This window comes from Devosia rhizoryzae, assembly GCF_016698665.1.
In the GTDB taxonomy this organism is placed as follows: domain Bacteria; phylum Pseudomonadota; class Alphaproteobacteria; order Rhizobiales; family Devosiaceae; genus Devosia; species Devosia rhizoryzae.
On record NZ_CP068046.1, the window covers coordinates 1,536,153 to 1,549,641 of the forward strand.

Consider the following 13,489-nt stretch of genomic DNA (forward strand, 5'->3'; position numbering starts at 1 on the left):
AGGCCTCCATGAGCGAAAATTCCCAAAAATCCTCAGTGGAGACAATGCTGACCCACGCTGGACGGAATCCGGAAGATCAGTTCGGCTTCGTCAACACGCCGGTTTACCGCGGCTCGACTGTGCTGTTCAAAACTCTGGCAGATATCGAAGCGCAGTCGCAGCGCTTCCTTTATGGCCGTGCCGGCAACCCGACTACCGAGACGGTCGAATCAGTGATCACCGACTTGGAGGGGGCATTCCGCACCAAGCTCGTGCCGTCCGGGCTCGCCGCGATCACCATCGCGCTGATGAGCTGCGTCAATGCTGGCGATGACATTCTGATCTCCGACAGTGCCTATGAGCCAGGACGCAAATTCGCCGATGGCTTTCTTGAGCGCATGGGCGTCAGCGTTCGCTATTACGATCCCCGCGTCGGCGCGGGCCTTGCTGAGCTGATGAAGCCCAACACGAAGGCAGTGTTGGCGGAAAGTCCGGGATCGCTGACGTTTGAGATACAGGACATTCCGGCGCTGGCCGCGGCAGCGCATGCAGGCGGTGCGCGACTGATCGTGGACAACAGCTGGGCGACGCCGCTTTATTTCAAGCCGCTGGCTCTAGGCGCCGATATCGTCGTTCATGCGGCAACCAAGATGTTCGTCGGCCACTCCGATGTTATGGCCGGGACAATCTCCACTACCGAAGAAGCCTGGGCCGATGTGGAGCGCGTGCGCACCCTTCTGGGATTCTTCAGTTCGGGTGACGATGCCTATCTTGTGGCACGCGGCCTTCGGACGCTGGCGATCCGAATGAAAGAGCATCAGGAGCGGGCACTGGAGATTGCCTCCTGGCTGGAAGTGCAGGACGAGGTCAGCGCTGTCCTTCACCCTGCCCTGCCCAGCCATCCGGATCATGACCTGTGGCAGCGTGATTTCACCGGCTCCGGCAGCCTCTTCAGCTTCGTGCTCAAACCCGCGCCGCGAGCTGCGGTGGCGGCCTTTGTTGACCACCTGGAGCTCTTTTCCATGGGCTATTCGTGGGGCGGCTACGAAAGCCTGTGCCTGCCCGTTGTGATCAAAAACGCGCGTACCGTTCAGCCCTGGACCCAGGAAGGCAATTTGTTCCGCGTTCATATCGGGTTCGAGGGTGTGGACGATCTCAAGGCAGACTTGGCTTCAGCGCTTCAGCGTTATTCGGTGGCGCGCTGAAAGAGCTTGCGCCGGATGCGGCGCAGGTTTGGCGTGCCGCGAAAGCGAACCGTACCATCCGGAAGAGCGGCAAACAGCAAGCGGCGCGCGGCAAAGAGATTGCGCACCGCGTAGGCGCCCAAGAGGCCGATGATGAAGCCCGCAACCACGTCGGTGGGATAGTGCATGCCGATAACGATGCGGGAAACGCCGGTCATTGCCGCGATCAGCAGGATCAGCTTGAAAAAGCGTGGCGCCATGAAGCCGATGACGAGGGCGCTAGCCATGGCTGTGGCGGAGTGGCCGGATGGAAAGCTCTGAAACGTCCAGTCATTGACGAAATGCTGGAAAGCAAAACCACCGCTCTCGAGAAACTCTGCGGGGCGGCCACGCCCGAACAGGCGCTTCAAGAGATTGGTCAGAAGGCCAGGTGCGCCCACACCAATGAAGATGAAGCCTGACACCAGGGTCAACTCCCATACGGCACGGCGATAAAAGCCGGAGCGGATGAAGCGGAAGGTGATGCCGGCGATCAGCGTCACCAGCAGCGAAGGGATCAGGATCCAATCCGACAGGCCGAAATCGGTGATGAAGGCGAAGGGTTGGCGCCATACATCGGGCCAGGCCTGGAGGGTTTGCGAGGCCCAAACATCAAAGAAAACAAGAATGAAGAGCACCAGGATGACCATGGCAGCAATGTCAGGCCAGTTGTTGCGGGTAAGGCCCATGGGCCAGCGGTCTTGAAGTTTGAGCATGGGCGTTTTGTGACCTCGCAAGGAAACGGCGTCAATTGGGCTTTGCTTGATTGGTTACACTTGCCCTGCGTCATCGAACACGCTAACGGAGAGGCGCGATCTCGGAGTGTAGCTCAGCCTGGTAGAGCACCGGTTTTGGGAACCGGGGGTCCAAAGTTCGAATCTTTGTACTCCGACCATCGCCTAGCATCGTTGAGGACCTTGCATGACGGCCCGTATCTACCGCCCTGCCCGCAGCGCAATGCAGTCGGGCAAAGGCAAATCCAAGAGCTGGGTTCTGGTGCACGAGCAGAGCAAGCCGCGCGGTATCGAGCCGTTGATGGGCTATACCAGCAGCAGCGACACGACCCAGCAGGTCAAGCTCTCCTTCGATACCTTGGAAGAAGCCGAAGCCTATGCGCAGCGCAATGGCATCCCTTATACGGTGCAGCCGGCGCATGATCCCACGCCAAAGCGCGTGAGCTATCCGGATAACTTCCGGGCCGACCGCAAGACGCCCTGGACGCACTGAGCTACTGACAATTTGAGTCTGATTGGCGCCGCAAGAGATTGCGGCGCTTGGCTTTTTCCAGCTAGCTTGAGCTCTTGATGTGTAAAGCCGGAGCTTGCCGATGCTGATCCGACCTCTCGTTCTTTCCCTTGCCGCTCTGGTGATGACCGCTTCAAGCGTCGTGGCCGCCCCTGCTCTCTGGAAAGTCAGCGACGAGGATAGCTCAATCTGGCTCTTCGGCTCTGTGCATCTGTTGCCGCCCGATCTCGACTGGCGTAGCGCGCGGCTCGACAAGGTGCTGTCCAAGGCCGACCGCGTTTATTTCGAAACCGATGTCAGCGTCGAAGCGCAGATGCGGATCATGCCGATGACGTTTGATCTTGCCTACAATCGGGATGGCAAGCTGCTCAGTGACACGATCGGACCCAAGCTTACGGCGCGCGTCCGACAGGCGGCTGAAGACTACCTTATTCCCATGCCGCTCTTGCTGACGATGCGGCCCTGGATGGCAGCGACAACGCTTTCGATCGGGCCTTTGACCGATTCGGGCTATGATCCATTGCTTGGGGTTGAGGCGGTGCTGGGCGCCGCGGTACCGAAAGAGCGGACCGGCTATCTCGAGACGCCGGAACAGCAGATCGGGTTTCTGGCCAGCGGAAGCGACGAAGAGCAAATCGCGATGCTGGAGGCGACACTCGACACGCTTCACGTCATGCAATCGGACATCGACAGCATGGTGGATGCCTGGATGGCGGGAACGCCGGAGCTATTGGGCGAAGTTTTCATGTCGCAGATGGGCGACTATGATGACGGCATGGTGACGCGGCTGATCGACGATCGCAACCGTGACTGGGTCGAGCAGATCGATGCCATGTTGGAGCGCAACGAGAAGGCGCTCCTGGTGGTCGGCGCGGCGCATCTGGTGGACGAGATCAGCGTCGTCACCTTGCTCGAAGAGCGCGGTTTTACAAGCCAACGCGTGCAGTGAGTTAGGCCGGCAGGGGTGCTGCCGGCCCTGAGTTTCAGACTTCGCTGAGGCGGGTCCAGCGGCTTTCGTTGTTGCTGGACTGAACCGAGGCGGTGATGAACTGCATGCCTTCGACGCCATCGGCCATCGAGGGCAGAAGCGCTTCGTATTCGGCGCCGTCGCCACGGATGACCGAGGCGAACTGCGAGTAGAGCGTCGCAAAGGCTTCGAGATAGCCTTCCGGGTGGCCGGAGGGAATGCGGATGTTCATGGAGGCGGCTGGCGGAACCGAGATCGATCCGCCGCGCGTCAGCAGCTGCTTGGGCTTACCGAACTCGGTGAACCACATGTAGTTGGGGTTGTCCTGGCGCCATTCCAGACCACCCTTGTCGCCGTAAACCCTTAGCTGCAAACCATTTTCGTTGCCGGGCGCGACTTGGCTGGCCCAGAGCATGCCGCGGGCGCCGCCTTCGAAGCGGAGCATGATGTGGACGTTGTCGTCGAGCTTGCGGTCAGGGACGAAGGCGGTGAGGTCAGCGGCGACGGCTTCGGTTTTAAGGCCGGTGACGAAGCGGGCAAGGTTGTAGGCGTGGGTGCCGATATCGCCGATGGCGCCGCCTGCGCCGGAGCGGGACGGGTCGGTGCGCCATTCAGCGCCTGGAGCGTTGCCCGACTGTTCGACGGGCTCGGTCAGCCAGTCCTGCGGGTACTCGACCTGGACCACGCGGATATTGCCGAGGGCGCCGGAGGCGACCATTTCGCGGGCCTGACGCACCAGCGGATAGCCGGTGTAGTTATGGGTCAGCAGGAACTTGGCGCCGTTTTTTGGCTGTATCTCCAGCAGCTTACGTGCGTCTTCCAACGTCGCCGTGATCGGCTTGTCGCAGATGACGTGGATGCCGGCTTCGAGGAAGGCCTTGGCGGGGCCGAAGTGCATGTGGTTGGGGGTGACGATGGAAACGGCTTCAATACCGTCCTCGCGGGCCGCTTCGGCGCGGGCCATTTCTTCGTAGGAGGTGTAGATGCGATCCTCGGCCAGGCCGAGGTTTTTGCCCGATTCCCGGGCCACTTCTGGGCGGGACGAGAGGGCGCCCGCGACCAGATCGTAGTCGCCGTCGATGCGGGAGGCGACGCGGTGGACATAGCCGATGAAGGCTCCTTTTCCGCCACCGACCATGCCAAGACGAATTTTTCTTGCGCCGTTTTCAGCCATTTTTTCGCTTCTCCGAGCTATTGGTTAGCAGACTGCTAGCACTAAAGGCCGAGCATCTTGCGATTGGCGGCCTGGTCGGTTCCGCCGGAGGCGAAATCGTCGAAGGCCTTTTCGGTGACGCGGATGATGTAGCTCGAAATGAGCTCGGCGCCTTCGCGGGCACCATCCTCGGGGTGCTTGAGGGCGCATTCCCATTCGAGCACGGCCCAGCCCTGGAAATCGTTGGCTGCCATCTTGGCGAAGATGGCCGGGAAGTCGACCTGGCCATCGCCGATGGAGCGGAAGCGCCCTGCCCGATCGACCCAGGACTGAAAACCGCCATAGACGCCCTGGCGCCCGGTTGGGTTGAACTCGGCGTCCTTCACGTGGAAGGCCTTGATGCGGTCTTTGTAGATATCGATGTAGTCGAGATAATCGAGCTGCTGCAGCACGAAGTGGCTGGGATCATAGAGCAGGTTGGCGCGGGGATGATTGTTCACTCGCTCCAGGAACATTTCGTATGAAATGCCGTCGTGCAGGTCTTCGCCGGGATGGATTTCATAGCAGACGTCGACACCGGCTTCGTCGAAGGCGTTGAGGATCGGGGTCCAGCGGCGGGCGAGTTCATCGAAGGCTTCTTCGACGAGGCCAGCGGGACGCTGGGGCCAGGGGTAGATATAGGGCCAGGCGAGCGAGCCGGAGAAGGTGGCGTGCGCCTTGAGGCCAAGATTTTGCGAAGCCTTGGCGGCGTTCATCATAGTTTCGACGGCCCAGAGCTGGCGCGCCTTGGGATTGCCGTGGACTGCGGAAGGCGCAAAGCCATCAAAAGCGGTGTCATAGGCCGGATGGACGGCGATCAGCTGGCCCTGGAGATGGGTCGACAATTCGGTGATCTCGAGGCCGTGCGAATTGACGACGCCCTTGATCTCGTCGGCATAGGTCTTCGAGTTTGCAGCCTTTTCGAGATCGATGAAGCTCGAGACCCAGGTTGGGATCTGGACGCCCTTGTAGCCGAGATCGGCAGCCCATTTGCAGATGCTGTCGAGCGAGTTGAAGGGGGCAGCATCGCCAGCGAACTGGGCGAGAAAAATGGCTGGGCCCTTGATGGTAGTGGCCATGGAAATCTCCTCTTTAACCCCGCCGCTGCTGGGGTCTTCATCTTGACACTGCGGATCGTGGCGTCCGCATGAGGACGGGCGGCGAATGGCTCGCCGCCCGTTATGTTATCCCAGTCTTGACCGGCGCCAAGCGCCTGTCAATGACGTACGTCCATCAGTTCTTGAGCAGGGCCCGGGCTTCGTCGATGCCGAGGGCGCGCGGGCGTTCGCAGGTGGTCTGAAGCGTCAGCACCTGCCCTGTCTCGCCGGCTTTTAGGAGGCCGGTCATGACTTCGACCACATGGAGCGCGACGTCGAGGCCGCAGCGGGCTGTTTGGCCGGTTTCGTGCGACAGCATCATGTCGGCAAGGCCGGCACAGCGATAGTTGGCGCGCGGGATGGCCTTGTCGAGTTCCTGGTTTGGCTTGCCGAAGGGGTGATCCCATGGCGTAACCGGCGTGCGGGTGCCATCGAGGCTGGCGGTGACAAGATCGCCGCCGAAGAAGTTGGGATCGGGCACGAAGATCGAGCCATCGGTGCCGTAAAGCTCGATATTGTGGTGGCCGTGGGCCGCCACGTCCCAGCTGGCGCCAATGGTGACGATGGCGCCGTTGTGGAATTCGAGCACGCCGTGGATCGTGGTCGGGGTGCCGACCTTGATGAAGGTGCCTTTGTAAGGGCCTTCGGCGGTGACTTCGCGCTCGGCGCGGGCCATGTTGGTGAAGGCCGAAAGGCGCTTTACCGGTCCGAGCAGGTGAACGAGGTCGGTGATGTAGTAGGGTCCAAGATCAAGGATCGGGCCGCCGCCGGGCTGGAAGAAGAAGTCCGGATTGGGGTGCCAGTGCTCCATGCCGCGGCTCATGACGTGGGTGGTGCCGCTCATGATCTTGCCGAGCTTGCCACTGTCGATGATTTCACGGGCCTGCTGGTGCGCCCCACCCAAAAAGGTGTCGGGGGCGGAGCCGACCTTGAGGCCGCGATCCTCGGCGGCCTTCTTAAGCGCCAAGCCTTCTTCGACGGAGAGCACGAAGGGCTTTTCCGAATAGGAGTGCTTGCCGGCCGAGATGATGTCCATCGAGACACCGTAATGGGCAGCCGGCACCGTGAGGTTGACGATGACGTCGAGCTCGCTGTTCTTGAGCAGTTCGTCGGGCGTTTGTGCCTTGACGCCAAACTCGCCGCCGCGCTTCTGCGCGGCTTCGGGCATGATGTCGGCGACGGCGCGGACTTCCAGGTTCTTGAAGAGCGGCGCGAGGCGGAGATAGGCGGCCGAAATATTGCCGGCACCCATGATGCCGACGCCATAGGTCTTTGCCATTTGGCTCAACTCCACTTGCTGGCAGTTGCGAAGGACCGCGTGCCGAAACGGATCGCGTCGGTCGGATTGTCGTGTTCGGCAACGAAATACTGTGCCTTGGTGCGGGCTTTGACTTCCTCGATGAGGACGTCCCAGCCGACACGGCCATGACCGACGTCGGCCCAGCCGCTTTCCTCGGGGTTCTCGCCTTCAACCGAGAGATCCTTGACGTGAACGGCGGTGATGCGATCGCCATAGCGGTCGAACCAGGCCAGCGGATCGGCATTGCCGCGGATGACCCAGGCGACGTCGCATTCCCACTCGATCTTGGGTGCGGTCTCGAGAATGATTTCCATCGGGGTGCGGCCGGAGGTGGTCGCGACGAATTCGAAATCATGATTGTGCCAGCCGAAGCCGTAGCCGGCGGCGGTGACCTTTTCGCCGATCTCGGCCAGCGAATTGGCAAGCTCGAGCCACTTCGATTCATCGGTCGAGCGCTGATCCGGCATGATGAAGGGGCAGTAGAGGCGCTTCATCCCGAGTGTTTCGGCGATCTTGAGGGCACCGGCAGTGTCCTTGAGCTGATCGAGACCGAAATGGCCGGTCGGCATGGTGAGACCGTTCTTGTCGAGTTCGGCGCGCAGGCCTGCGGCGTCGGCATAGAGTCCGCCGTATCCTTCGACCTGCTTGTAGCCGATTTCGGACAGCTTGGTCAGAAGCTCGGGAAAGGAAGGGTAATTGCGGGCGCTGTAGAGCTGGTAGGAGAGTTCGGTCATGGGTGGTCTCTTTTAGATTTTTCTCTGCAGGCATCCGCCTGCTTGTAAAAACTCGATGTCATCCCCGCGAAGGCGGGGATGACATCCTCCGATCTCGGGATGGGCCCCGGCCTTCGCCGGGGTGACAGCTGGTGGGGTGGGCAGCACGTGCCCTCCCCTACCGCAGTTAGATCCGGGCTTCGCTTTCGGCGTTGAAGAGGGAGCCGCGGGCGATGTCGAAGCCGACGGTGACCTTTTCGCCGACATGGAGCGGGATGTCGCTGGAGCAGCGGAAGGTAACCGGGACGCCGGCAACCTTGGTCCAGGCCAAGGTTTCCGAACCCATGGGCTCGACGATCTCGATTTCGGCCTGGGTCTGGAACGGCATGTTGCGCGCGGCATCGCCGAGCAGGATGTGCTCGGGACGCACGCCGAGAACCGACTTGGTGGCGCCGGAGAGACGCGACACGAACTCGTAGGCGCCGACCGGGATTCGGGTGCCGTCATTGGCGGTGAAGGTTTCGCCATCCAGGGTGCCCGGGATGAAGTTCATCGAGGGCGAGCCGATGAAGCCGGCGACGTAGAGGTTGACCGGCTTGTTGTAGATGGTGGCCGGATCGGCAAGCTGCTGGATCACGCCGTTCTTCATGATGGCGATGCGGTCAGCCAGCGTCAGAGCCTCGATCTGGTCGTGGGTGACGTAGATCATGGTGTTCTTGAGACGCTGATGCAGGCGCTTGATTTCGACGCGAAGGTCGCTGCGGAGCTTGGCATCGAGGTTGGACAGCGGTTCGTCGAAGAGGAAGACGTCCACGTCCCGCACCAGAGCGCGGCCGATGGCGACGCGCTGGCGCTGGCCACCGGACAGATTGGCCGGCTTGCGCTGCAGCAGCGGCTGGATCTGCAGGATTTCGGCAGCACGGGCGACGCGCTGGTCGATCTCGGCCTTGGGCATGCCGGCAACGCGGAGGCCGAAGCTGAGGTTCTTTTCCACGGTCATCTGCGGATAGAGCGCATAGGACTGGAACACCATGCCGATGCCGCGATCCTTGGGCTCGAGCCAGGTGACGTTCTTGCCCGAGATGAAGATCTGCCCGTCGGACACGTCAAGCAGGCCGGCGATGCAGTTGAGCAAGGTGGATTTGCCGCAGCCGGATGGCCCGAGCAGAACGATGAACTCGCCCTGGGCGATATCGAGATTGAGGTGTTCGAGAACCTTGACGCTGCCGAAGTTGAGCGTGAGGTCGCGGATGGAAACGCTTTGTTGCATTGAGTTATCCCTTCACCGCACCAGCGGCAACGCCGCGGACGAACCACTTGCCGGATACGAAGTAGACGATGAGCGGCACGAGGCCGGTGAGAACGGTGGCGGCCATGTTCACGTTGTATTCGGGCGTGCCCTGGGCCGAGTTGACGATGTTGTTGAGCTGCACGGTCATCGGGTAGTTGACGTTGCCGGCAAAGACGACGCCGAACAGGAAGTCATTCCAGATGCCGGTGATCTGCAGGATCAGCGCTACAACGAAGATCGGCAGCGACATGGGCAGCATGATCTCGAAGAAGATGCGCCAGAACCCTGCCCCATCGACACGCGCCGCCTTGAACAATTCCTGCGGAAGCGACGCGAAGTAATTGCGGAACAGCAGGGTAAGAATCGGCATGCCGAAGATGGTGTGGATCAGGATGACCGCCTGAAGCGAGCCGAAGATGCCCAGTTCACGGGTGATCATCACCAGCGGGTAGAGCATCACCTGATAGGGGATGAACGAACCGAAGATCAGGATGGCGAAGAAGACTTCCGAGAACTTGAAGCGCCAGTTGACCAGGGCGTAGCCGTTCACTGCGGCGATAAAGATGGAAACGACGGTGGATGGGATGGTGATCTTGACCGAGTTCCAGAAACCTGGCGCCAGACCGTTACAGTTCAGACCAGTGCAAGCGCTGCTCCAGGCCTTGGCCCACGCCTCGAAACTGGGCGCCGTGGGCAAGGCGAAGATGTTGCCGAAACGGATCTCGGGCATGCTCTTGAGCGATGTGGTGAGCATCACGTAAAGCGGGAACAGGTAATAGAGCGAGAACACCACCAGGACGGAATAGAGGATGATCTTGCGTGGGGTGAAAAAGGGCTTGGGGCGCTGGCCCCGGGGCTCGTTTGGCCCGGTCGCCATGGGCGTGCCGGCGGGAATGGTGGCGGTCATGTTCATGTGCGACGGCCCTTTCCGCCGAATTCCAGATAGGCCCACGGGATCATGATGATGAGAACGGTCAGCAGCATCATGGTTGCGCCGGCCAGGCCCTGGCCAATATTGCCGCCCGAGAACATGTAGTTGAAGACATACTTGGCGGGCACTTCCGAGGAGATGCCAGGACCGCCATTGGTGAGCGCCACGACAAGGTCATAGAGGCGGACAATGCCCGAGCCGATGATGACCACGGCGGTGACGAGAACGCCGCGCATCATGGGAATGACGATCGAGACATAGGTGCGCCAGGTGGGGATGCCGTCGATGCGAGCGGCTTTCCAGACTTCCTCGTCGACGCCGCGGAGGCCTGCGAGCATCAGCACCATGCAAAAGCCCGTGCCATGCCAAAGTCCGGCGATCAGCAGCGCAAACAGCACCATGCGCGGATTGGCGATCCAATCGAAGGTAAAGCCGGTCCAGCCCAGGCCGCGCAGCGTTCCCTGAAGGCCGAGGGTCGGGTTCATGATCCACTGCCAGACCAGGCCCGTCACGATGAACGAGAGGGCGAAGGGATAAAGCATGATCGTGCGGAAGGCGCTTTCGAAGCGGATCTTCTGATCGATCAAGACGGCGAGGATGAAGCCGATGACCAGGGTGAAGACCAGGGACATCGCGCCATAGGCAACGAGGTTCCAGACCGAGACATTCCAGCGCGAGGTCGCGAACAGGCGCTCGTACTGGTCGAAACCGACCAATTTGCCGGTGGGCAGGAGCTTGGAATTGGTGAACGAGTAGTAGATCGTCCAGATCGTACACCCGACAAACACCACCAGCACCGTTGCCATCATCGGCAAGGCGGCAATCTTGGCGGGCAGGTTGTTGATAAAGATTCGTTGCAGCAGGCCGGGCCGATTGGCCTTCTCGGCGCCCGCCTCAAGAGGAAGGGCTGTGTCCGCCATATAACTCTCCAAGAGAATGTGGCCGACCTTGTCGAGCAAGGCCGACCACTCTTTTCAAAGACGAGACCGAGGTCTCATCAAGCGGATGTCTTCTTAGACGTCCGACTCGAGGATCGAGGCGTAACGCTCGATGTAGTCGTCGACAGTGATGCTATCGTCGTCGAGAAACTCGGTGTTGAGGTCCTGGAACTGCTGCTGGGTGTCGCTGGAGAGCGCAAAGTCACCGGAGGGCAGCAGGCCCTTGTCGAGCATGCCGAGAGCCTTCTGCATGCAGGGATTGGCGGCAGCCAGGTCGATGTCCGTGCGGATCGGCATGGAGCCCTTGACCATGTTAAACTTGAGCTGGGCTTCAGGCGAGATCAGGATACGAGCAAGCTGGGTCTGGGCTTCGATCACAGCCGGATCGGTGCCTTCGGGCAGAACCGGGAAGTAGAAGCTGTCGCCGCCACCGCTGAGCTGGTCGCCCAAGCCGAGAGCGGGGAGACATTCATAGTCTTCGCCGGGGACGCCGCCAGCAACTTGAAGGTCGCCCTGCAGCCAGTCGCCGTGGATGTTGCCGGCAGCCGTGCCTTCGAGCAGCTGATTGCCAACGTCACCGAAGGACGGAACCAGGTCTTCCGGAGAAATGACCTTGCGGAGCTGATCGAGAGCTTCGGCAACCTTGCGGAATTCGGGCCCACGAACCGCCTCGACGTCCTTGTCGCGGTTGATCGCGAGGACAAGATCGGAACCGCCAAGACCAGCCATCAGCACGCCGGGAATGCCCGAGAAGGGCCAACCGGTGGCGAGACCGAAGGGCAGGATGCCTGCTTCTTCGAGAGCGGGCCAGGAGGCGACATACTCGTTCCAGTCCTTGGGGACCGGCTGACCGATCTTTTCGTAGGCTGCGGTGGACAGCCACAGCCAATCCCACGAGTGGATGTTGATCGGCAGGCAGTAGAGGCCGCCTTCGTAGCGGCATGGCTCGAGCAGGGTCTCGTCGACGTAGAAGCCTTCGATGTTCATGTCGGCGACGACATCGGTCAGGTCGCGCATGAGGCCGGCCTGGATCAGTTCTTCGGCGTCGCGGCCGGTGTTCATCTGGGTTGCACCCATCGGGTCGCCGCCGATGATGCGGCTGATGATGACCGGGTTTGCGCCCGTGCCCGAACCGGCAAGAGCGGAGTCGACCCAGGTATTGCCGGTCTGCTCTTCGAAGACCTTGGCGAATTCGGCGATGGCGGCAGCTTCACCAGCCGACGTCCACCAGTGAGTCACTTCCAGCTCGGCGGCATAGGCCGTGGAGCCGAGGAAAGCGGTTGCCATAGCGGCGACCACTGCAAATTTCTTCATAGGTTGTCCTCCCAACGAACACGAGGAGCTCGACGCTCCAGCAATGCACGCCATGCAAGCCTACTCTTCTCAGAGAGCATTCTGCAACAGCATGTAATCGATTGCACTACAGGTTCCAAATTGGTTGTGCAATCGATTTCAGGAGTTTCATACAAGCCTTGCAGACCTGTCAAGATCGATTTAGACCGATGCGATCAACGGACGGCGAGAGGGGGCGTCTCAGCACATGCCAGACATGCGAAAAACGCCGACCATTCAGGACGTTGCCCGCTTCGCCAACGTTTCCACAGCCACCGTCAGCCGGACGTTGTCGAGCCCGGAACGGGTCAGTTTGGGCACCCGCGACAGGGTGTCGGAAGCCATTCGTGTAACCGGTTACACGCTGAACCAGGCCGCCCGGTCGCTGCGTCAGAGGGCAGCGAAAACCATCCTCGTGGCCCTGCCCGACATCCGCAACGGTTTCTTCTCGTCGATCCTCGATGCGATCGAGCGGGAGGCGACCAACCGGGGCTATAGCGTCCTCGTCGCCAACCTTTACCTCGGGCACGAGTCGGCACGGAGGCTTGAGGGCTATCTCTTTTCCAACCGCGCGGACGGGCTGCTGCTGCTGGACGGATCGCTCGATCCAAAGGCGCTGCGGGTGCTGACCACGGCACCGCACTCCTTCCCCATGGTGGTGGCCTGTGAGGACATTCCCCATGCCGGTTTTCACCGAGTGCTGACCGACAACCTGGTGGCCGCCGAACGGGCGACGCGCCATCTGATCGAGCTTGGGCACAAGCGTATCGGGCACCTTCTTGGACCAGAGCACAATGTGGTGGCGCGGGAACGCCATGCCGGCTTCCTGGCCGCGCTCAAGCAGGCAAGTATCGCGCCCAACCCGCAATGGATGATCCGCGGCAATTTCGAAATGCAGGGGGGATTTGCAGCGGCGTCCCGATTCATGACGCTGGAGCAGCGGCCGACGGCAGTGTTTGCGGCGAACGACGAATCGGCGATTGGCTTCTTGTCCGGCCTGCGCCAGCATGGCATCGAGTGTCCACGGGACCTTTCCATCATCGGCTTCGATGACCTGGAGGTCGCGGCGCATTACCGTCCTGCCCTTACCACAATGCGCCAACCGCGCGAGACGCTTGGGCGGCTGGCAGCGGAAACGCTGATCGACCTCCTGGAAGACGGCGAGACTTCGCGCAGCCCGATGCAGATCGTGCTCAATTCGGAACTGATCGTGCGCGGCAGCACGGCTCCTCTTACCTCGTAGATGCGGGGAGTGGAATTTTGGCCGCTTTGCTGTAAAGA

The 13,489-nt window shown here is 61.0% G+C and carries 13 protein-coding genes and 1 tRNA gene; 5 read left to right on the top strand and 9 right to left on the bottom strand.

The window, feature by feature from the left end:
* Window positions 1-8 precede the first annotated feature (8 nt).
* Window positions 9-1,184 carry a cystathionine beta-lyase gene (gene metC, locus JI748_RS07630; protein WP_201636533.1) on the top strand — a complete coding sequence of 392 codons (1,176 nt, stop codon included), beginning with the start codon at window positions 9-11 and terminating at the stop codon, window positions 1,182-1,184.
* Here metC and JI748_RS07635 read toward each other — a convergent pair.
* A complete protein-coding gene (locus JI748_RS07635) occupies window positions 1,166-1,918 on the bottom strand; it encodes a phosphatase PAP2 family protein (RefSeq protein ID WP_201636535.1) in 753 nt (250 codons plus the stop codon). The genes metC and JI748_RS07635 overlap by 19 nt on opposite strands.
* A gap of 102 nt (window positions 1,919-2,020) precedes the next feature.
* Between JI748_RS07635 and JI748_RS07640 the strand changes: the two genes are divergently transcribed.
* The 3 genes from JI748_RS07640 (at window position 2,021) to JI748_RS07650 (ending at window position 3,396) form a co-directional block, all read left to right on the top strand.
* A tRNA-Pro gene (locus JI748_RS07640) sits at window positions 2,021-2,097 on the top strand.
* 26 nt (window positions 2,098-2,123) lie between these two features.
* On the top strand, window positions 2,124-2,429 hold the full coding sequence (locus JI748_RS07645; protein WP_201636537.1) for an ETC complex I subunit: 306 nt from the start codon (window positions 2,124-2,126) through the stop codon (window positions 2,427-2,429).
* A gap of 100 nt (window positions 2,430-2,529) precedes the next feature.
* A complete protein-coding gene (locus JI748_RS07650; RefSeq protein WP_201636539.1) occupies window positions 2,530-3,396 on the top strand; it encodes a TraB/GumN family protein in 867 nt (288 codons plus the stop codon).
* Between the two features lie 34 nt (window positions 3,397-3,430).
* On the opposite strand, the gene JI748_RS07655 is transcribed toward JI748_RS07650, so the two are convergent.
* The 8 genes from JI748_RS07655 to JI748_RS07690 all read right to left on the bottom strand — a co-directional run bounded on the left by JI748_RS07655 (window position 3,431) and on the right by JI748_RS07690 (window position 12,190).
* A complete protein-coding gene (locus JI748_RS07655; RefSeq protein ID WP_201636541.1) occupies window positions 3,431-4,588 on the bottom strand; it encodes a Gfo/Idh/MocA family protein in 1,158 nt (385 codons plus the stop codon).
* Between the two features lie 41 nt (window positions 4,589-4,629).
* Window positions 4,630-5,685, bottom strand: a complete 1,056-nt coding sequence (locus JI748_RS07660; RefSeq protein WP_201636543.1) for a sugar phosphate isomerase/epimerase family protein — start codon at window positions 5,683-5,685, stop codon at window positions 4,630-4,632.
* Between the two features lie 154 nt (window positions 5,686-5,839).
* Window positions 5,840-6,982, bottom strand: coding sequence for a Gfo/Idh/MocA family protein (locus JI748_RS07665; RefSeq protein WP_201636545.1), 1,143 nt, complete (start codon window positions 6,980-6,982; stop codon window positions 5,840-5,842).
* A 5-nt stretch (window positions 6,983-6,987) separates the two neighbouring features.
* Complete coding sequence (locus JI748_RS07670; RefSeq protein WP_201636547.1) at window positions 6,988-7,737, bottom strand: sugar phosphate isomerase/epimerase family protein; 750 nt, start codon at window positions 7,735-7,737, stop codon at window positions 6,988-6,990.
* Window positions 7,738-7,903: 166 nt separating this feature from the next.
* Window positions 7,904-8,986, bottom strand: coding sequence for an ABC transporter ATP-binding protein (locus JI748_RS07675; RefSeq protein ID WP_201636549.1), 1,083 nt, complete (start codon window positions 8,984-8,986; stop codon window positions 7,904-7,906).
* A 4-nt stretch (window positions 8,987-8,990) separates the two neighbouring features.
* Window positions 8,991-9,914 carry a carbohydrate ABC transporter permease gene (locus tag JI748_RS07680; RefSeq protein ID WP_407644948.1) on the bottom strand — a complete coding sequence of 308 codons (924 nt, stop codon included), beginning with the start codon at window positions 9,912-9,914 and terminating at the stop codon, window positions 8,991-8,993.
* 2 nt (window positions 9,915-9,916) lie between these two features.
* Window positions 9,917-10,858: a carbohydrate ABC transporter permease gene (locus tag JI748_RS07685; RefSeq protein ID WP_201636553.1), complete on the bottom strand. Its 942-nt coding sequence runs from the start codon at window positions 10,856-10,858 to the stop codon at window positions 9,917-9,919.
* Between the two features lie 93 nt (window positions 10,859-10,951).
* A complete protein-coding gene (locus tag JI748_RS07690) occupies window positions 10,952-12,190 on the bottom strand; it encodes an ABC transporter substrate-binding protein (RefSeq protein ID WP_201636555.1) in 1,239 nt (412 codons plus the stop codon).
* Between the two features lie 226 nt (window positions 12,191-12,416).
* Between JI748_RS07690 and JI748_RS07695 the strand changes: the two genes are divergently transcribed.
* Entirely contained in the window at window positions 12,417-13,451 is a 1,035-nt protein-coding gene (locus JI748_RS07695; protein ID WP_201636557.1) for a LacI family DNA-binding transcriptional regulator, read from the top strand.
* Window positions 13,452-13,489: the final 38 nt, after the last annotated feature.